The sequence below is a fragment of the Enterococcus sp. 9D6_DIV0238 genome (assembly GCF_002174455.2).
GTDB lineage: Bacteria > Bacillota > Bacilli > Lactobacillales > Enterococcaceae > Enterococcus_L > Enterococcus_L dunnyi.
This window is the reverse complement of record NZ_CP147246.1, coordinates 3,063,931-3,085,240: the sequence shown is the minus strand read 5'-3', so window position 1 is coordinate 3,085,240 and position 21,310 is coordinate 3,063,931. Positions and strand designations below refer to the sequence as shown.

Below are 21,310 nucleotides of genomic sequence, written 5' to 3'. Positions count from 1 at the left end.
TCTATCATAAAATTCTAAGAAAATTGGCTAGAGACCAAAAAAATCACTTATAATTGAAAAAAATTGTGATGATTTAGCGATATAGCCCCTCTTATGAATCAGCCGTTGTACTGTTATCAATGGCTGTGACCATTTGCTGTTCATCCCAAACTTCGATCCCAAGATCCTGAGCTTTGGTCAATTTACTTCCAGCATCTTCTCCAGCAACCACAATATCCGTCTTCTTGGAAACACTGCCGGTAACCTTACCACCAAGACTTTCGATTTTTTCTTTCGCTTCTTCACGATTATAATGCGTCAGCTTCCCAGTTAAAACGACTGTCTTGTCTTTGAATGGAGATTCTACTGCAGCTAATTGAGCCGTGCGGATCCCTTTGTATTCAAAATTCACACCGGCTTTTGTCAGTTCATCCATCAATTCATGAACTTCTTCATTATCAAAGTAAGTGACTAAACTATCGGCAATTGTTTCACCAATGGAATCTAACGCCACAACATCTTCTTTCGTTGCTTTACTGATTGCCCATAGATCGCCAAAATGCTCCGCTAAAACTTTTGCTGCTTTCGCTCCCACATGACGAATCCCTAAACCAAAGATCAGACGCTCAACAGAATTTTCCCGACTGGCTGCGATCGCCTGAAAAATATTATTTGCTGACTTTTCTTTGATCTTTTCTAAAGTCATTAATTGCTCTTCTGTTAAAAAGTACAAATCAGCTACATCAGCAACCAGACCAGTATCGTACATCTGCTCCAATACTCGTGGCCCTAAACCGTCAATATTCATTGCATTTCTAGAAACATAATGATTTAGTCCTTCTTTGATTTGAGCAGGACATTTTGGATTGATACAACGTAAAGCAACTTCTTCATCCAAATGGACCAATTCGCTGTCACAAACTGGACAATGTGTTGGGATCTCGTAAGGTCGACTATTTTCATCACGATTTTCCGTCAGGACTTGAGCAACCTCAGGAATGATATCTCCTGCTTTGTAAATAAGCACTGTGTCATTCAGACGAATATCTTTCATCGCGATAAAGTCTGCATTATGCAAACTCGCACGACTGACTGTTGTTCCAGCAACTCGTACCGGCTGCATTACAGCAGTTGGTGTTACAACACCCGTTCGTCCGATCGTCCATTCAATTTCCTCCACGACCGTTTGAGCTTCTTCCGGCGGGAATTTATAGGCGATCGCCCAACGCGGAGCTTTGACCGTAAAGCCTAGTTCATCCTGAATCGTAAACTCATTGGTTTTGATCACGATCCCATCGATTTCATAAGGAAGCTCTGTTCGTTTTTCATGATACTCTTCAATATAGGCCCAAACTTCATCAATATCCTTACATAACTTTTTCTCAGGATTTGTTCTTAAACCAATTTCAGACAATTCATTAAGTGCATCAAACTGTGTCTGAGCTGTCATTGGTCCAAAGTCTGCTACCGTATATAAAAAGGTGTTCAAATTTCTTTTTGCTACCATACTTGTGTCTAGTTGACGTAAACTTCCGGCAGCTGCATTTCTAGGATTCGCAAAGACATCTTGTCCTGCTTCTTCCCGTTCTTTATTCAAATTAACAAAAGACTGCTTTGGCATGTAACACTCGCCACGCACTTCGATAGAGATTGGTTTCTTCAATTCTAACGGAATCGATTTAACTGTTTTCAGGTTTTCAGTAATATTTTCCCCTACTGTACCATCTCCTCGAGTAGCTCCCTGAGCAAATTTTCCATTTTCATATTTCAAGGAAATCGCTAGCCCGTCGATTTTCAACTCGCAGCAATAACTGACCGGTTTTCCAGCGAGTTTTTGCACACGTTCATCAAAATCATAAATATCCTCTTTGCTGAACCCATCATTCAAGCTATACATTTGAACTTCATGTGTGACCTTCTCAAAACCAGATAAAATTTTACCACCCACACGTTGCGTTGGTGAATCAGCAGTGATCAAGTCCGGATATTCAGTTTCTATATCTACTAATTCTTTGTATAAGCGATCGTACACATAGTCTTCTACAGTTGGCTTATCTGCCACATAATATTCATGAGCATACTGATTCAACTGATTGCGCAATTCTTTTACTCTCTCTGTTGCTTCGGCTAATGTCAACGGCACCTCTGCCATGGTAGATCCCTCCTAAATTTAAAAGCGGAACAGGTCGCTTAGCCTTGAATGGAAAATAGGAAAAATGAAACGTGGTGCTTTTTGCCACAATTCATTTTTATCTTTTTCCCGAAAGGCTGACCTGTGCAGTTCGATAATACAAATGTTCAACACTTTCTTACGAAAGTCTTGTACTGCTCATCATCAGCTCAATTTCTTTCGCAGTGATTCTCAGCAAAAGCGGAACAAGCCGTTTAACCTCGACTGAAAAATGGATTGAGACGCTTTTTGTCTCACTCTATTTTTGTCTTTTTTCCGAGAGGTTGGCTTGTGCAGCTGGATAACGATAGCTGCGGAACAAATCGGTTAATCCTGTAGAAAATTAGGAAATTGACTTTGAGGCGTTTTTTGCCTCACTGGCAATTTGTCTATTTTCCTAAGGATTGATTTGTACAGCTCGATAACGATAAATGTGGAATGAGCTTGTTCAGCTCTGACAGAAAAATAGAAACTTGACTTCGTGACTCGTTTTTTCACAATGACTCTCTCTTTTTCCTGATGTCCATTTTGCACAACCTAAGATATTTTTTCAATCGGAGCAAATGCCGCCAGTAATCGTTTGATTCCTTTTTCCGGAAATGCCACATCCAATTCCAAGTCTTTCGCTGTACCGCCCACTCGAACCACAGTTCCTGTGCCCCAAGCTTTATGTTTTACTTTGTCGCCGGCTTTCCACGCCATTGCTTCACCGCCGCTTGCCACTTTGTCCGTGACCGGCTGTCTCGTCGGCTGCGTATAAGCAGGTTTAAAGACTTTTGGTTCAAAGGTTCTTGCTGGCGCTTTTGGTGCTGCGATCGAACCTTGCTGGTCCATCAATTCTTCATTGATTTCATCTAAAAAACGACTAGGACGATTATATTGCGTTTTACCATATAAAGTCCGAGAAAAGGCATTCGAAATATATAAAACTTCTTCTGCTCGCGTGATCCCTACATACGCAAGACGGCGTTCTTCTTCAAGCTCACTTTCTTCCAGCATCGCTCTGGAAAGTGGAAAGACGCCTTCTTCCATACCAATCAGAAAGACGACTGGGAATTCTAACCCTTTCGCTGCGTGCAAGGTCATCAACGTTACTTGAGAAGTGCTTTCTTCAAGATTATCTAAATCGGAAACTAACGCTAAGTCATTCAAGAAAACAGCTAATTTTTCTTCTGGTGCATCCGCTTCTTCTTCACTTTGGCGTTCATAGCGTTTATCAAATTCCTGTGTTACTGTCAAAAATTCATCTAAGTTTTCAAGACGTGCTTGCGATTCTAAATTATTCTGTCTCACTAATTCTTCACGATAACCGCTGCGTTCTAAGACTTCTTTGACTAATTCTGTGATCGTCAAGTAAGGGATCATCTGTGTTAAATCCTGGATCATCAAGCCAAAATTACCTAATTCTTTTCCAGCCTTACCAGTAATATTCGCTAAATCGACATTTTGAGCAGCTTCTAGTAAAGACCAGCCATGCATTTGGGCAAAGCTTCTCAATTTTTCAACTGAGCTTTTACCAATGCCTCGTTTTGGTTCATTGACCACACGTTCAAAGCTAAGTGAGTCCATCGAATTAGAGATAATGTTTAGATATCCTAGAATATCTTTGATTTCTTTACGATCATAGAACTTGTGTCCACCAACCATTGTATAAGGAATATTCGACTTCAACAGCATTTCTTCCATGACCCGCGACTGTGCATTCGTGCGGTATAAAACAGCAAAATCACCATAGATTCGATCTTTTTCACGCATTTCTTTTTGGATCTGACCTACGATGAATTGCGTTTCATCTCGTTCATTGTCCCCACGGTAATAAACGATTTTTTCACCATCCGTATTTTCCGTCCATAGACTTTTATCTCGGCGATTACGGTTATTTTTGATGACATTGTTTGCAGCATCAAGGATTTTTTTTGTTGAACGATAGTTTTGTTCAAGTAAAATCACACTAGCATCTGGGTAATCTTTTTCAAAATCCAAGATATTTTGCATATCAGCGCCACGCCAACCATAAATACTTTGGTCTGCATCACCAACGACACATAGATTTTTAAAACGGGCAGCCAGCATATTGACTAAGGTATACTGCGCATGGTTCGTATCTTGATACTCATCGACATGGATATAATGGAACTTATTTTGATAATATGTGAGAGAATCTGGATGTTCATTGAAAAGACGAATGGTATTCATGATCAAATCATCGAAATCCATGCATTGATTATTCCTAAGTTCTTTTTGGTACATTTTATAACATTTGGCCACAACCTCTTCATAAGGTGTGCCTTGCAATTCTTCGACTTTTTCAGGAGTCTGTAATTCATTTTTGGCATTACTGATAGTTCCTAGGATCGAACGTGGATCGTATTTTTTTACATCGATATTCAATTCATTTAAAATTCGCTTCATCAATGTTCGCTGTTCAGAGGTATCGATGATCGTGAAATTACGATTATAACCGATATGATCTACATCTCTGCGCAAAATCCGAACACACATCGAGTGAAATGTTGAAACCCACACATCATCTCCGCCAGTTTTAAGTAGTTTTCCTACTCGTTCACGCATTTCTTTTGCGGCTTTATTGGTAAAAGTGATAGCTAAAATATTCCAGGGATTCACATCTTTTTCTTCGATCAGGTAAGCGATACGATGGGTCAACACTCTCGTCTTTCCACTTCCTGCTCCAGCCATAACTAATAATGGGCCTTCTGTATGCAAAACAGCTTCTTTTTGCTTTGGATTCATACCTTGGATCAAGGCGTTTTCTTGTGCCATCATCAACGTCCTCTCTCTTTTTTCAATCTTATCTATTATACCAAAAAAAACACAAAAGCTGAACTGATTATTACCAATAGGTTTTGATCAGTTCAGCAAAATGTAAAGGGATTAAGTTGTAATAATGTTTGCTACTCTTCCGTAGTAATACTATCTGTATCTTCTTGAGTGATCAACAAATTTAGAACCTCACTACCATCAGGATTTAAGAAAATAGCTCGGATCTTGACATCCGGGATGATTGCTTTTGCTCCATCGATCACTGGTTTCAAGCCTTTGACCAAAGTTGGCTTCAACGCTTCTGCATCAGATTGTTCTGCAAATGTGTACGTATAAACGATCGTACTGTCTTCTCCTTCAGTGATTGAAATATCTGAGTACATTCCCTCATATTGTTTTTTCAAATTAGGAACCTGAGACTGAGCACCTTCGATCATCAATTTAAATGTTTTAGAGTTGCCTGACTCATCTGTTTTTTCAAGACTCTCACTTGAAGAAGATTCTAGCTTCTCACCAGTAGAAGACTCTGAACTTTCTTTTTGACTACTACTGCTAGTCTTAGTATCGCTACTCGCTGATTTGTTACTTGTGTTTCCACATCCGCTAATAAATAGCATTCCCATAACAACAAAAACAAGCCCCAATTTCATTTTTTTCATTTCCATTCTCCTTTTAAACACTTTTTAGTACTTATTAACTTTAGCATATTCTATAGAAACATTCTATCTGATTTTGAGGAATTTCTCCTTTTCTACAATACTTTTGCCAAAATTGTTTCACTAGTAAAAGTAAATGTATAGTTGATACATTTACTCATGCATTATTCATTATTTTTTTAGCCATTTCTTCATTCACATAGATGGAGACCTCTCCACCATTGACTAGAAAATCCCCAGCTCCTTTTTCATCTAAAATAATTTTTGCTGTATTATTTCCTAGAATATCGATGAAGGTTTTTCCAGCGTGAATCGCACTGATCGTCATATTCTTTTGCCCAGACTGAGCATTGGTCATAATCACAGCAAATCCTGATTGTTCATTCTCAAAAACCCCAGTTCTGACCCAACCAACGACATTTGGATCGTCAAAATAGTCCAGCTCATTTCCATAAGCTAAATATTCTCTGATTTTTAATAGCAAGTTCAATTTTGTGCCAACAGGCTCTACATTTTCACTAGGAATACCAAAAAGGTCACCCCAAAAGACAACAGGTGTTCCAGACTTACGTAAGAGGATCAATGCATAGGCATGAACTTTAAACCATCCATCGACCCAAGACTCTAAACTTTGACCTTTTTGAGTATCGTGATTATCGACAAATGTCACAGCCCACTCTGGTCGTTCTTTTACTAACGTTCCTTCAAAAATATTCCGCATATCGTATTGACCATTTGAATTGGCCGCTTCATACAAGTGATAATGTAAAGGAACATCGAATAAGGAAATCAATGCACCAGATTGATCGATATAATTGAGTAATTTTTCTATATCCCCATTCCAATATTCGCCAACTATGAACAATTCTCTACCTTTTTCTTTTCTTCTATTTAGTAACCAATCAACAAAGTAGTCAAACTGAATATGCTTTACTGCGTCTAGACGGTACCCGTCAACATCTGTTAATTCTTGATACCATCGTCCCCATTTATTAAGCTGCTGAACTGTTTCAGGATAAGATAGGTCTAAATTACAGCCCATCAAGTAATCATAATTCCCATTTTCCTTATCAACATCGTCTTTCCAGCCCTTCCCATCAAAATTAAAAATTCCGTGGTCTTTACGGCGATCATCAAAATCCACACCCGAAAAATTTCTCCATGTCCAGATATAATCGTCATACATTTGTTTTCTTCCCGGAAAAGTAAATTTCGTCCACGCTGTGATCTCTTCTTCTCCACTGATTTTTTCATTACGATTTTCTGGACGATATTTGACCGCAGAAACATTTTCTTCCTCATCGGCTCCCATAAAATGATCAAACACAATATCAGCATATACCTCGATCCCTGCTTCTTTTAGTGATTTGATACACGCTAAATAATCATCCTTAGTGCCATATTTTGTTGCAATCGTTCCTTTTTGGTCAAATTCACCTAAATCGTACAAATCATAAGGGGCATAACCAACATCATTAATCCCATTTGCTCCTTTATAAGCTGGCGGCAGCCAAATACCAGTAAAGCCAGATTTATGTAGTTTCTCTGCCAGCTCCTTCACACGCTGCCAATGAAGACCATCTGCTGGTAGATACCATTCAAATCCTTGTAATATCGTACGATTCCCCATACTCATCCCTCCGATTTTGTTATTTACATTAAGCCAAGAACGCGTGCTCTTGTCAAATAATAGATTTGCTCTTAGCAACATTTGAACGTTCAAGAATTTTTTTGATCGTTTTTGACCGTTTTTGATTGCGAAACGAATTTGAGTATGCTATTATAGTCAATGAAAGAGGTGTGAAAATGCTTACAGAAGAGAGACATCAAGCAATTTTACGATTACTTGACCAACAATCGATTGTGAAATCACAAGATTTAGCACTTTTATTAGATGCATCAGAATCAACGATTAGACGGGATCTAAAAGAATTAGAAGACGCTGAATTATTGGAGCGCGTTCATGGTGGCGCCAAACGGATCTTAAATTTAGGTTTCGAACAAGACATGACGGAAAAAACAGTCAAAAACACGCAAGAAAAACAAATAATCGCTAAACTAGCTGGTTCATTTGTTCAAGATGGAGACGTCATTTATTTAGACGCTGGTTCTACGACCTTAGAAATGCTGCCTTTTTTATCAGGCAAAAATATTACTGTTGTTACGAACTCCGTGCATCACGCCGCCAAACTAGGAGATTTAAACGTCAACACTATCATCTTAGGTGGCTCATTAAAATTATCAACGAAAGCAATCGTAGGTTCGACTGCTTTAGAACAGCTCAGTCGTTTTCGCTTCAATAAAGTTTTTATGGGCATGAACGGGGCACATCCAGAATTTGGTTTGACGACTCCTGATCCTGAAGAAGCTGCACTAAAACATATGGCCATCACTCATGCTGAAGAAGCATATGTGTTGATCGATCAAACAAAGCTGAATAAAATAACTTTCACAAAGGTTGCTGATCTTGAAGCAGTGAGTTTACTGACGAACCAGTGCTCACCTGATATTTTGGAACAATTTCAGAAAAAGACAACCATTAAGGAGGCAAAATAATGATCTACACAGTAACTCTAAATCCTTCGATTGATTATATCGTTCATGTCGATGATCTTAAGTTGGGTGATTTAAATCGTATGACAGCGGACTTTAAGCTTCCTGGAGGAAAAGGAATCAACGTTTCACGTATTTTAAAAAGAATCCAAGCTGAATCTACAGCTCTTGGTTTCATTGGCGGCTTTACAGGAAATTTCATCTCTGACTGGCTAAAAAAAGAAAACATTCAAACTAATTTTACAACAGTCGAAGAAGATACTCGCATCAACATCAAGCTAAAATCCGAAAAGGAAACTGAGATCAACGGACTTGGACCAACGATCAGCAACGAAGAAATGCTTGAATTGAAACAGATTTTAGGAAATGTTCAGTCAGGTGACATCGTTGTTTTGTCCGGCAGTACTCCAGCCTCTTTACGTCAAGGTTTCTATGAAGAATTAGTTCAAATCATCAAAGAAAAAGAGGCAGACTTTATCATTGACACTACTGGAGCTGATTTACTTAATGCTTTGCCACAAGCTCCGTTGCTTGTTAAGCCGAATAATCATGAATTAGCAGAGCTTTTCGATGTTGAGTTTCAGTCGGTTGAAGATATTTTGCCATTCGGTGAACGCTTATTACAGGATGGTGCCAAACATGCCATTATTTCAATGGCTGGAGATGGGGCTTTACTTTTCACTTCGGATGGGATCTATCAGTCAAATGTCTTAAAACGTCCTTTGAAAAATTCTGTTGGTGCAGGCGACTCTATGATCGCCGGATTCGTTGGTACTTTTGTTAAAAACAACGACCCTGTTGAAGCTTTTAAATGGGGGATCGCTTGTGGAAGTGCTACAGCATTTTCAGATGATCTAGCAACAGCTGATTTGATCAATGAATTGATTTCGGAAGTTGTAGTGAAAAAAATCCGCTGACTATTGAAATTCAATTAAAGGAATTTGCTAAAAAGATACATGTATTTAAGAAAACGTGCTGCACAGGTCAGCCTTTTGGGAAAAAGATAAAAAGAAATTGTGGCAAAAAGCACCACAGTTCATTTTCCCTATTTTCCAGTCAAGGTTAAACGAACTGTTCCGCATCTATTGTTATCTAGCTGCATAGGCTAGCTCTTCGGAAAAAAAGATAAATGTTGAGTGAGACAAAGAACGTTTCAATCGATTTTTCCTATTTTTCAGTTAGAGCTTGAAGAGCGTGTTCCGCTATTATCGTTATCCAGCTGCACAAGCCAGCCTTTCGGAAAAAAGATAAAAAGAAATTGTGGTAAAGAGCACCACCTTTTCTTTTTCCTATTTTTCAATCAAGGCTAAACGGCTTGTTCCGCTTTTAAATGTTATCTAGCTGCACAAATCAATCCTTAGGAAAATAGATAAATTGTCAGTGAGGCAAAAAACGCCTTAAAGTCAATTTCCTAATTTTCTACAGGATTAACCGATTTGTTCCGCTTTTAAATTAAGGAGGAATTTTTATGAACATCAAAGAGTTACTTGTCAAAGATGTGATGATCATGGATCTACAGGCGACTGATAAAAAAGGCGCTATCGATGAAATGGTTCAAAAGATGTATGACGGTGGCAGAATTTCTGATATCGCTACGTATAAAGAAGGTATTTTAGCTCGTGAGGCTCAGACTTCTACTGGTTTAGGTGATGGAATCGCAATGCCTCATGCGAAAAACAAAGCAGTTAAAGAAGCGACTGTTCTATTTGCAAGAAGCAGCAAAGGTGTTGACTATGAAGCACTCGATGGTCAACCGACTTACTTATTTTTCATGATCGCGGCCCCTGAAGGCGCAAATGATACTCACTTACAAGCATTGGCAGCTTTATCCCGTCTACTGGTCGATCCGGATTTTGTTGCAAAATTAAAGGAAACTAAAACGCCAGAAGACGTACAAAGCTTGTTCCAATCTGCGGAAGAAGCAAAAGAGGCAGAAGAAAAACAAGAACAGCTTGCGGAATCGAATAAAGAAACAGCAGATCCAACTCGCAAATTTGTGGTTGCCGTTACGGCTTGTCCAACAGGCATTGCTCATACTTATATGGCCGAGGATGCATTGAAGAAAAAAGCAAAACAAATGGGTGTTGAGATCAAAGTTGAAACGAATGGATCAGAAGGAATCAAAAATCGTTTGACTGCTGAAGATATCGCTCGTGCAGATGGTGTCATTATTGCCGCAGATAAAAAAGTTGAAATGAATCGCTTTGATGGAAAAGAATTAGTGAATCGACCTGTCAGTGATGGGATTCGTAAAACAGAGGAATTGATCAACCTTGCAACCAGTGGAAATGCTCCCATTTTTCACGGCACAGAATCAGATGCTACTGATGAAGACAGCTCTGCAGATGGTTCCGTTGGCTCGCGAATTTATAAAGACTTGATGAACGGCGTTTCGCATATGCTGCCATTTGTTATCGGCGGCGGAATCGCAATTGCCCTTTCCTTTATGATCGATCAATTTATCGGTGTCCCTCAAGATCAACTTAGTAGTTTAGGTTCTTATAATGAAATTGCGTCTTGGTTCAATCAAATCGGTGGTGCAGCATTTGGCTTTATGCTACCTGTTTTAGCTGGTTTTATCGCTTCTAGTATTGCTGACAGACCTGGATTGATCGTTGGTTTCACAGCTGGTGCCTTAGCTAATACTGGCGGTGCTGGATTTTTAGGCGCATTGATCGGTGGGTTCTTAGCAGGTTATGTGATCATTTTCTTGAAAAAACTCTTCAAAAGATTACCTAAATCACTAGACGGGATCAAAACAATTTTATTTTATCCAGTCTTTGGTTTACTGATCACTGGCGGTTTGATGTTGCTGATCAATATTCCGATGAAGATCATCAATGATGGGCTAAATAGTTTCTTATTAGGCCTTGATGGTACAAATGCTGCTCTTCTTGGAGTTTTACTAGGTGGAATGATGGCCATCGACCTTGGCGGACCAATCAACAAAGCCGCTTATGTATTTGGTACAGCATCGATCGCAGCAACTGTAATAGAAGGTGGTAGTATTATCATGGCTTCTGTTATGGCCGGCGGGATGGTTCCTCCTCTTGCGATCTTTATCGCAACATTGCTCTTTAAAAACAAATTTACTCAAGATCAAAAAGATGCTGGTTTGACGAATTTGGTGATGGGGCTATCTTTTGTCACAGAAGGAGCGATTCCATTTGCCGCAGCTGATCCATTAAGAGTCATTCCAAGCTTTGTCGTTGGCTCGGCTTTAGCTGGTGGTTTAGTTGGCGGATTCGGTATTCGGTTATTAGCACCTCATGGCGGGATCTTTGTCGCATTATTGTTGAGTCATCCTATTTTATATCTTGTATTTATTGCAATCGGTGCAGTTGTATCTGCCGTTATTCTAGGTATTGTCAAAAAGCCCGTTGCCCAAGACTAATCCTTAAAACAAAAAAATGAGTCAAAACAAAACGTTTTGATTCGTTTTTTTTATTATAAAATTCTCCGGTTTATATCATTGGCGTAACTAAAAAATTATATTACACTTAAGCCATACTAGTTAATAAATTTATGCCAATATTATGTATTTAAAATAACCGGAAAGGATAACTATAATGTTCTTCATTATAGCGGTTTTTTTATGAATAAATTAGTAGGTAAAACCATATTGATTACAGAAGCTGCAGGCACTATCGGCAATGCCATCGCATTGTCCACTGCTAAAGAAGGGGCTTGTGTTATCTGTACCAGTGCAAATCTAGAGAAATTAACTCCGATTATCTCTAAAATCAAAGAAAATGGCGGGACAGCGATTGCTCTTGAACATACTAGCAATTCTCAACAAAGTTGGGAAAATAGTCTTTCATTTATCATAAAAACGTATGGTAAGATCGATTGCTTCGTTAACTGTGCCAGTATTATTTCACCTAAGATGCTTCTGAGTTTAACGAATGATGATTTTAATACTCTACAAAATACAGTCATCAATCCTTTTATTTACGGCTCAAAGCAAATTCTTCCTTTGATGGTGCCGAATAATTGCGGCTCAATTATAAATATTTCAACGATCGAAGGCTTAGTTGGTTTAGATGAACACCATCCTTACACAGCAATCAAAGAGGTCCTTCGTTCATATACACTTGATGTAGCGTATGAATATGCGCCCTACAATATACGTGTGAATTCAATTTGTCCAAGTGTAGTCAACACACCATTATTAGAAACAACATTTCCTATTGCTAGACCTTATTATAAAAAATATGTTCAGTTTCCTGATTTTGGTAGCCCTGAAAATGTAGCCAAATGGGTCATTTATTTAGCTAGCGATGAAGCAAGTTTCATCACCGGAGCTGAAATCGTCATTGATAGCGATCAAATCATTCAGTGATCGTCATTAAAAATAAAACGGATGGGACAGGAGCCGCTTTTTTCTCATCGTTTATACGAATCAAAGTGTTTGGGACAAAACTCTGCGAGTCAAATCCCAGACACCTGTAATTCGGATAAACGGTGAGAGCAGAAGCAATCCCTCTTTTCTATTTACTCACTAATATCGATCGTTTGGTTGACAGATTCTAGATAGCTGTAATCTAAAAAGACGACTCTTAAATGATTTTTAGCCTTCTGTAAATCAAAACGTGTCGATCGCTCTTTTTGTTTCAAATTACTGATATTCACATCGATCAGTTTATCCCACAATGCTTCTAACGGAACTTCTTTGATTGCTTCCTGCGGTAAATAGAAACGTAAGACAGAAACGAATTCGTCATACTTCTGATCCAAAACATTGATTTCTAAAAACTGTCGGATATAAAATTCATACGCCGAAAGGCCACCATCTAGTGCCATCTGAGGATTCAGCACTCGATAATTCATCATCTTGCGGCTTTTTTCATCGATCCAAGGAAAATAAGCTTGCGCATTTAAAATTCCTTTTGTACGATTTTCAACATATTTATGGTGGACACCATCGTAGCTTCTGGTTACAAAATATGTGGCATCTTTTTTTTCAACAGGCTGATAATAATGGTTTTGATACTGAACGGTTTGTGTAACATCTTCAACAAATGCATATTCAATGTATGGCGGACGTAAAACCCCAGTCCCGTTATTCCACGCGAGTTGATCATACCCCATCTGATCTCTAAAAAGCCGCTGATATTTTTGATTGACCGAAAGCTCCCAGTTAAAAGGATCATTGAATAAGGTTATCTTAAGAACATTATTCGCTAGCTCGGTGATCGATTGTACCTGCTGGACCTCTAAAAAAATCGGTTTAGGGATGATCTGAAAAAAAAGATCCGAATAGTACATCTTCCAGCAAGAAGTTAAACACAACCCTTTAAAGAAAATATCATAGCCCGCTAGTTGGTTACAATCAACGATGACCTCTTTATTCCGATTATAACGCTTCGGTAATTTCTCAATTTCCTCCTGCATTTCAAATGTTCGCTTTTCGATCATTTCCACATTATTATACAAATATTCATCTAAAGATCGAATATAACCGTAAATACCATTTTTGACCATCCGAGTATCAAGATAATCTTCGATCATCGTCTGATAAGCAAAAAATAGATCCTTATCTAAAATTGTTCGATCATGAAGGGTAAGCTCAGAGATATGCAGTTGGGATTCTCCACCCTGTCCTTTTATTTTGATCCACAGATCCTCTTTTTCTGTACATCCTTGGATTCGCTTTGTAATCAGTGCTAAATTAAATGCTTGGACTTCTTCATTGTCAAAACAATAATTTTCAATCGTTGTCATGATCCGTAAAAAGCTCAACCAATCAATAATATCCTGCTTCATTTCTTCCAACGAACGAGTTTTACGCTGAAGAACCGTATAGATTTTCTCTGTCTTTTTCATTTGCCCACCTCATTCCTTATAACAAGTATAACGAAAATGAGGTCAGAGTTCATCTAATATACTCCTAAAAACACAAAACTAGTTTTGATTCCATCGCATATTCTCACTATGGTTTGCTTTTTACAAACCGATTGATTAGATAAAATAGGAAGGTTCCAATACAAATAATGAGAATGGCAAGATAAAAAGCATATAGCTTTGTTCCAGTGAGATCAGAAATTTTTCCTGTTAACGATGGAACGATCACAGAAGCGGACATTCCAAAAAAATTAAACACTCCATACATAGTAGCAACACTTCCTTTAGGTGCCCCTTCTCCCAGCCATGAAATAATGATTGGCTCGACTGCTAATTTACCAAAAAAACCATACGCCATGATTCCAATCACCAAAACAGTTTGATTTGTTGTCGTCACAGTTAAAAATAACACAAATGCAGCTAACAATTCTAAAAGAATGATCAGCTGGATTTTTTTCTTAGGCATTTCATCCGCAACTCTACTAAAGACCAATGCCCCAGGAATTGCTGTAAAAAATACGAGTGAAGAGGCCAAACCAACAGATGTTCCAGCAAACCCTTTTTCAGTCTCTAAAAAATTAGGCAGCCATGTATCGATCAAATAGTAAGTGTACAAGGTCGCAAAATACAAAATATACGCAGAGATCATTCTTGGTTTGAACAGTTGTCTGACTGAATGATGCTCTTTGATTTTAAGCTCGTCTTTTACTGCAGTATATTTCTTAGGTTTTTCCATTCGAATGTAACGACTGAACATAAGCACTGCCAATAGAATCAAGAGAATCGTTGTAAAAATCAGTGCCTGCCATGGTAATTTTTCCGTACCAACTAAATAACTCGAAGAAACCAAACCTAAGCCGCTGCCGATCGCTGTACCACTGTTGACAACTGCTGTTGCCAAGCTGCGCTTAGACACTGGTACATACTCTGCTGTGAGAGAATATGCGACGCCATAATAAGTGCCACAACCAAGCCCCGCCAAAACACTTCCTAAAAAGACAATACCGATCGTTTGAGCCGTTCCTACGATCAATGCACCCAGTCCAAACAATAAAAAGCCGGGAATCAAAATTTGTTTTTTACCGATTCGATCCACTAATATCCCTGAAGGAATCTGCATACAAACATAGCCTAAAAAATAAAAGCTGGAAATGTGCCCTAACTGTGCATCACTTGCTCCGCCAAAATAGTCACTAATGATCGGATAAATCGGTGTCAAAACCGTTCGATAGATCCAAATAACGATCCAGCCTATCGTTAATATGTAAATAATTTTCTTCCAGTAAGGTACTCTTTCGTTTCGTTCGCTCTTTCCGTTCATTATTCACAGCCTCCTTTATTAAACGAGCTTGCCTAACACGACCTTTACTACTTGAGAAATATTGCACAAGGATAAACACAAGAGAGGTCAGACATTAACAACTAGTATGACAATGTCTGACCCTATACTGATTATTCATTTAAAAACTGAAAGCTCTATTTTTTGATAAAAGCTCCAACAAATCCTGATGAAACGCCTTCTTCTTTAGTATAAATAACATGTCCTCTCAAGACTGTCTGTATTACTTGCGCACCGATCTCACGACCAATATATGGACTGATTTTATTACGATACTCTAAGTCTTCTGCCTTTAACGTATATGGAGCGTTTGGTTTGATCAATACGAAATCAGCATCTTTTCCAACACTGATCCGTCCTTTTTGCGTTAGATCATAGCGATCTGCTGGATTTGCAGCGATGATATCAGCAAATTGTTTCAATGATATTCCTCTTTTTTGAACCCCTTCATCATAAAGGACATCCACATTGTTTTGGACACCTGAAATACCGCCCCACGCTTCAAAAGCATTCTCTTTATCCTTTAAATCAGGCGTACAAGGTGAATGGTCGGATGTCACAAAATCAATTTCTCCAGCCAATACCTTGTCCCACATGCCCTTTTGATTTTCTTTGTCACGAATCGGTGGTGAACATTTGACCACAGGGCCAATCGCATCCAGCTCATCAAGATCAAAATACAGATAATGCGTACATGTCTCACACGTCACATCAACACCTTCTCGTCTCGCTTTGGTCACTTCCTCCACGCCTTCTGGACAAGCAATATGGCAAATATGGATGCGGCAACCCGTTTCTTTTGCAAACAAAATTGCTCGGCGGATCGGCTCAACTTCTGTAAATACAGGTCGAGTTGCTACGTACGCTTTTAACGTCGTTTCCCCATTTTTATAAGCAATTTCTCCTAATCTATCAGTAATCGCAGCATTTTCAGCATGAATTGCTAGCACTTTTCCTGTCTTAGCAATTTGCTTCATTCCTTCATACAAAGAATAGTCATCGACATTCATAAAATCACCATCGATACTCCGATCGCCGCATGTAGCCATAAAACATTTATATGCTGCAACGCCGCCATCATCTAATTCTTGAATGCCACCCGTCAAATTAAAGGGCACTAATCCACCGAATGACCCGACATCTGATTTTAATTTTTCTTTACCTGATTCATATTTTATCTCTAAGGACCTTCCATCGACCGTAGCAGGCACTTGATTTAACGGCATTTCCATAAAAGAAGTCACTCCGCCCTTTGCACAAGCAGCCGTTCCTGTGATATATCCTTCCCATTGATCACGATATCCACCGCCTGGATCTGTGATATGGACATGTGCATCCACCATACCTGGACTTACGACCAAACCAGATGCATCAATAACTTTTTCAGCTTCACCGAGATCATTACCAATGGCGGCAATCAAACCATCCTTCACTGCAACATCTGTTTTGACTTCACCAGACTCTAAAATCACTAGCCCATTTTTAATCAATAAATCATAGCTCATGTTCGTTCCTCCTATTTTTAAAAGCTAAATGACGCTCAATAGTTAGAATTTCATCTAATCGATTCAATCCATTTAGCTAGTTGTTCTAACCTTTACCGTACTTATTTTTTCAAAAATTTTCTTAATAAAAGGTACAGACAAAACGCTGAAGCAAAACCCGCTAACCAAGAAATATCAGAAATCACTTTAAAAGCTGGAATAAAATGACCGCTCAAACAAATAACTAATGCTACGATCGTTGCGACATATGCTGATTTATCTAGACCCTTATAGCGATTATGGCTATTATCTTTCGACTGATCCATATAAAGCAAATCCAAATCGATCGTTTGCTTTTCAACAAAATAATAATGCGCAATCATCGTGCCGGCAACAGGTCCTAAAACTGCACCGATCGTATTCAAGAAGATGAATATACTTGCTGAATTTTCCATCAGCTTCCATGGCATGATCAGAAAACTAATGATGCTTGCCAGTAATACACCTTTTTTATAATCGATTTTTTTCGGAAATAATGCACATAATTGGTACGCAGCCGGGATGATATTTCCTGTGGCATTTGTCGAAACAGTCGTTAATAAGAAAACCAGCATCGCCACAATGATCGCAAATGAGTTCTCCCAGCGATCAACGATATTTAAGATATTCCATTCCTGAATCCCGTAATGGATCGAACCGCCAATCAAAATCGCTACACTGGAAAAAGCGAAAATTCCATACCCTACAAGTAGGCTGGCAGTTTGGCCGATCGTTTGATCTTTGGTCGATTTCGCATTTTGTGTAAAATCAGAAACACTAGCTCCCGGTGCCGCCCAAACTGCTAAAACGGAATTCATGATCATAAAGTAAACAAAAATCGGCGAAATATTATGCGCTGCTCCAGCCACATTATAAGATAAAATCGGACCAATTCCTCCAGCGACTCGAATTGCCCAAATCGCCATCCCGCCAAATACAATATAAATCAACGGACTTAAAATCGCAGTGAACTTGTTTAGTATTTTTCCTCCACCTAGTCCGATCAACATATTTACCGCCCAAAAAAGTGTGAATGCGATCAAGCCTGGAACTGAAATACCTAAAATCGTTGTTCCTCCGCCTAGTGTTAAAAAGCCCGGCCAAATTTTTCCAATCAAAATCAGTAACGCTAATGAACCAGTATAATTTTGCAAACCAAACCAAGCAATCGCTGCGACACAGCCTCTAAGAAATCCTGGTAATTTTGCGCCAAGATCGCCATAAGTCGAACGTAAATGCATAGCAAAAGGAATCCCATATTTTGAACCTGCACGACCATTGAATGTCATAAACAACGCAACCGTCAGTGCACTTAAAACTAACGCCAGCATAATGTTGATTGGTGATAAGCCTAAAAATAAAAAGCCGCCAACTGCTGTATAGTTTGGAATATTGTGGACGGAACCCATCCATAGCGTAAAGTAATTCAGCTTGCCCATCATTCGTTTAGATAACGGCTTAGGCAATAGGTCATCATTGTATCCTCGCTTTCGAAATTCCTGTAATTCGGATTCAGTGATTTGATAATCTTGGTTTGTCATTTCTTCGCCTCCTTTTTAAGCGCTTTCAAAAAATGTAGGATAAAAATAGAAAATCGATCGAACGATGCATGGTAAGCAATAATAAAAAGATGTGTCTAAATTCCTTGCACTATTCAGTTCCAGAAGTTAAACACATCTCATTATTTACTTAATTATTCAGCCTTTTTTTTCTTAAGATTCGCTAATAAGAATAAAGCTGTTCCCGCTACCAATAAGATAACTGAAATATAAAAACCCATTTCTTTTGAACCCGTTGCGTCTGAGATAGAGCCCGTCAAGGTTGGTGCAATGACTGAAGACATCATACCGAAAAAGTTGAATACGCCAAGAGTGGTTCCGATGCCGATTTTAGGGGCATTTTCACCCAACCAAGATATGATGATCGGCTCCACTGCAAGCTTTCCTAAAAATCCATATAAAATCAAACCGACTAATAACAATGTTGAATTTGTTGCTTGAACTGTCAACAATAACATCACAGCTGCTAAAAATTCTAAAACGACAATAAACTGTACTTTTTTATGCATAAACTTATCTGCCAAACGGCTGAAGAACAACGCCCCTGGAATGGAAGCAAACGCTACAAGTGAAGCAGAAAATCCGATCGCTGCACCTTCAAAGCCACGTTCTGTACCTAAAAAGTTCGGCAGCCAAGTAACCGTCATATAATACGCATAACAAGTAGCGAAATATAAAATATAGGCAAATAGCATTTTTGGTGAAAATAATTTTTTCATCGATACTTGTTCTTTTTCAATCACTTCTGCAGTCTCCGTTTTTACTTTCGCTTCTTCTGCAGCGGATTGAGCTAAAAATTCAGCATCTTCTTTATTATTACGAATAATTGCGATAAATGCGATCAACATCACTACGATCAACGCAACAGAAATATACATCATTGTTTGCCAAGGAAATTGTAATTGAACAACCAAGAAACTTGATAAAATCAATCCTAAACCCGAACCTACTGCCGAACCGCTATTAACGATCGCTGTTGAAAAACTTCTTTTATCTTGGGGAATATTTTGAGAAGTCAATGAGTAAGCTGAGCCATAAAATGATCCGCAACCTAAACCAGCTAAGACACTACCAAAATAAATCATCGAGATGCTTGTCGCTTGAGAAATCAAAAATGCTGCAATACCAAATATGATAAACCCAGGGATCAAGACTTTTTTCTTTCCGATTTTATCTACTAAAAATCCTGCTGGAATCTGCATCGCTACATAACCAAAGAAATAACAAGTAGAAATAAATCCTAAAGCAGTATCAGAAATATTCCCTCCAAGGGACTCATTGATTTGCGGATAAGCAGGTGATAACGCCGAACGGTATACCCAAATCGTTACCCAGCCGGCACATAATAGTATGACAATCTTTTTCCAGTAATCCATTCCTGAACTCTTTACTTTTTCATTCGTTGCATCCATGTCTTTTCCTCCAACTGTTATTTTTCTATATATGATTTTAGACAAAGTTTGTGCATTTTGCTATGAAATATATAGAGAAATCACTTCTTTATTCGCTTTAATTGTAAGCGGTAGCAATCTTTCGTTCATCATTACTTTTCACAAACTTAGCAAAAAGTTTGTGCAAAACGAACAATAAATTGTTCTTTCACACAAACTATGTGAAGCTATTTTTTATAAATCGCCAAAGCAGCTTTTACCGCTTCACCTTTCGCAATAGCGGCGCCATAATAATTCAATGCACCTTCTAAAGCCGACAATACATGAAGAACATTACTTTTACGGCTGCTGTAGCCCATATTTCCAATACGCCATACTTTTCCTTGTAAGGCACCAAAAGAAGAAGCAATCTCAACAGCAAACTCATCCAACATCAATGCGCGTACTTTCTCGCCATCGATCCCTTCAGGAATCATGATCGGTGTGACGGTCGGCATCTTTGTGCTCAATTGACCATAAAATCCAAGTCCCATCGCTTTTATGCCTGCAATGATTGCCTGATCATTCAATGCATGACGAGCATAAACATTTTCCATGCCTTCTTGAATCAGCATTCTCAAACCTTCATGCAGTCCATAAACCATACTGGTCGCCTCCGTATGATGATTGATCCGTTCCTCACTCCAATAACGTTGCAGTTGGCTTAGATCAAGATAATTGCTGCTGATATGATTTTCATTGCGAATATCTTTACTTAGCCCTAGCTCTTTTTGATAACGGGCATCCAATACTTTTTCTACACGTTTATTATAGGTGATCAATGCTAAACCAGAAGGTACGCTCACACATTTTTGTGTACCTGCAATAGCGATATCGACTGCCCATTCGTCTATTTCTAAAGGTACACCACCATAAGTTGCAACCATATCCACGACAAAGAAGAGATCATTTTCCCGACAATATCGACCGATTTTATCCAATGACTGCATCTGTCCGTTAGCTGTTTCACCATGGACCATTGCTACTATTTTCGGTTGAAATTCTGCTATTGCTTGAATGACCTCATCCTGCTCAAAAGGTGCATCCCATTCTTTTTCAAGATAATGGATTTCTGCTTGAGCACGTTCACATATCTCTCCTAAAAGATAAGCAAATCGACCGTAGACAGGAATTAATACTTTATCTCCTGGTTCGATCAATGCGATCAATGCCGCTTCTAAACCAGATCGAGAAGTACCGTCGATCGCAAACGCCTGCTCATTTTTGGTTCCAAAAGGAATTTTGATCATTTCCTTGACTTCATCCATGATTTGAAGAAAAGATGGGTCAAATTGACCTAAAATAGACGCTGACATAGCCCTTAAAGCAACGGGATGTGCCTCTACCGGCCCTGGTGTCATAATCGTTCTACTTGGTACTGATATTTCTGAAAACATAACTATTCCTCTTTTCCGTTTTATTTCCATCGTACTCTTATATGCGCAAAAGTCATTGTCATTATTAAACAAAAACATA

14 protein-coding genes are annotated in these 21,310 nt (G+C 38.7%); 4 read left to right on the top strand and 10 right to left on the bottom strand.

All coding sequences use genetic code 11. The features are described from left to right. Positions 1-91: 91 nt before the first annotated feature. The 4 genes from ligA to A5889_RS14490 form a co-directional block, all read right to left on the bottom strand. Entirely contained in the window at positions 92-2,131 is a 2,040-nt protein-coding gene (gene ligA / locus A5889_RS14505) for an NAD-dependent DNA ligase LigA (RefSeq protein ID WP_087639508.1), read from the bottom strand. Positions 2,132-2,686: 555 nt separating this feature from the next. Further along, a complete protein-coding gene (gene pcrA / locus A5889_RS14500) occupies positions 2,687-4,930 on the bottom strand; it encodes a DNA helicase PcrA (protein WP_087640391.1) in 2,244 nt (747 codons plus the stop codon). A 131-nt stretch (positions 4,931-5,061) separates the two neighbouring features. Beyond that, positions 5,062-5,589, bottom strand: a complete 528-nt coding sequence (locus tag A5889_RS14495; protein WP_087639507.1) for a hypothetical protein — start codon at positions 5,587-5,589, stop codon at positions 5,062-5,064. Between the two features lie 154 nt (positions 5,590-5,743). Beyond that, positions 5,744-7,216 carry an alpha-amylase gene (locus A5889_RS14490; protein ID WP_087639506.1) on the bottom strand — a complete coding sequence of 491 codons (1,473 nt, stop codon included), beginning with the start codon at positions 7,214-7,216 and terminating at the stop codon, positions 5,744-5,746. A 176-nt stretch (positions 7,217-7,392) separates the two neighbouring features. Here A5889_RS14490 and A5889_RS14485 point away from each other — a divergent pair, with 176 nt between their 5' ends. The 4 genes from A5889_RS14485 (at position 7,393) to A5889_RS14470 (ending at position 12,481) form a co-directional block, all read left to right on the top strand. Beyond that, positions 7,393-8,142: a DeoR/GlpR family DNA-binding transcription regulator gene (locus tag A5889_RS14485; protein ID WP_087639505.1), complete on the top strand. Its 750-nt coding sequence runs from the start codon at positions 7,393-7,395 to the stop codon at positions 8,140-8,142. Further along, positions 8,142-9,056, top strand: coding sequence for a 1-phosphofructokinase (gene pfkB, locus A5889_RS14480; protein ID WP_087639504.1), 915 nt, complete (start codon positions 8,142-8,144; stop codon positions 9,054-9,056). The genes A5889_RS14485 and pfkB overlap by 1 nt, the downstream gene beginning before the upstream one ends. Before the next feature lie 551 nt (positions 9,057-9,607). Further along, positions 9,608-11,533 (top strand): PTS fructose transporter subunit IIABC, encoded by a 1,926-nt coding sequence (locus A5889_RS14475; protein WP_087639503.1) that lies wholly within the window; start codon positions 9,608-9,610, stop codon positions 11,531-11,533. 201 nt (positions 11,534-11,734) lie between these two features. After that, positions 11,735-12,481, top strand: coding sequence for an SDR family NAD(P)-dependent oxidoreductase (locus A5889_RS14470; protein WP_087639502.1), 747 nt, complete (start codon positions 11,735-11,737; stop codon positions 12,479-12,481). Positions 12,482-12,633: 152 nt separating this feature from the next. On the opposite strand, the gene A5889_RS14465 is transcribed toward A5889_RS14470, so the two are convergent. The 6 genes from A5889_RS14465 to A5889_RS14440 all read right to left on the bottom strand — a co-directional run bounded on the left by A5889_RS14465 (position 12,634) and on the right by A5889_RS14440 (position 21,231). Next, entirely contained in the window at positions 12,634-13,965 is a 1,332-nt protein-coding gene (locus tag A5889_RS14465) for a hypothetical protein (protein ID WP_087639501.1), read from the bottom strand. Positions 13,966-14,071: 106 nt separating this feature from the next. Further along, positions 14,072-15,304, bottom strand: coding sequence for an MFS transporter (locus A5889_RS14460; protein ID WP_087639500.1), 1,233 nt, complete (start codon positions 15,302-15,304; stop codon positions 14,072-14,074). A gap of 155 nt (positions 15,305-15,459) precedes the next feature. Beyond that, complete coding sequence (gene allB, locus A5889_RS14455) at positions 15,460-16,827, bottom strand: allantoinase AllB (RefSeq protein WP_087639499.1); 1,368 nt, start codon at positions 16,825-16,827, stop codon at positions 15,460-15,462. Between the two features lie 101 nt (positions 16,828-16,928). Continuing rightward, on the bottom strand, positions 16,929-18,386 hold the full coding sequence (allW, locus tag A5889_RS14450) for an allantoin permease (RefSeq protein ID WP_087639498.1): 1,458 nt from the start codon (positions 18,384-18,386) through the stop codon (positions 16,929-16,931). A 152-nt stretch (positions 18,387-18,538) separates the two neighbouring features. Further along, a complete protein-coding gene (locus tag A5889_RS14445) occupies positions 18,539-19,816 on the bottom strand; it encodes an MFS transporter (RefSeq protein ID WP_087639497.1) in 1,278 nt (425 codons plus the stop codon). 206 nt (positions 19,817-20,022) lie between these two features. Continuing rightward, positions 20,023-21,231, bottom strand: coding sequence for a pyridoxal-phosphate-dependent aminotransferase family protein (locus A5889_RS14440; RefSeq protein WP_087639496.1), 1,209 nt, complete (start codon positions 21,229-21,231; stop codon positions 20,023-20,025). Positions 21,232-21,310: the final 79 nt, after the last annotated feature.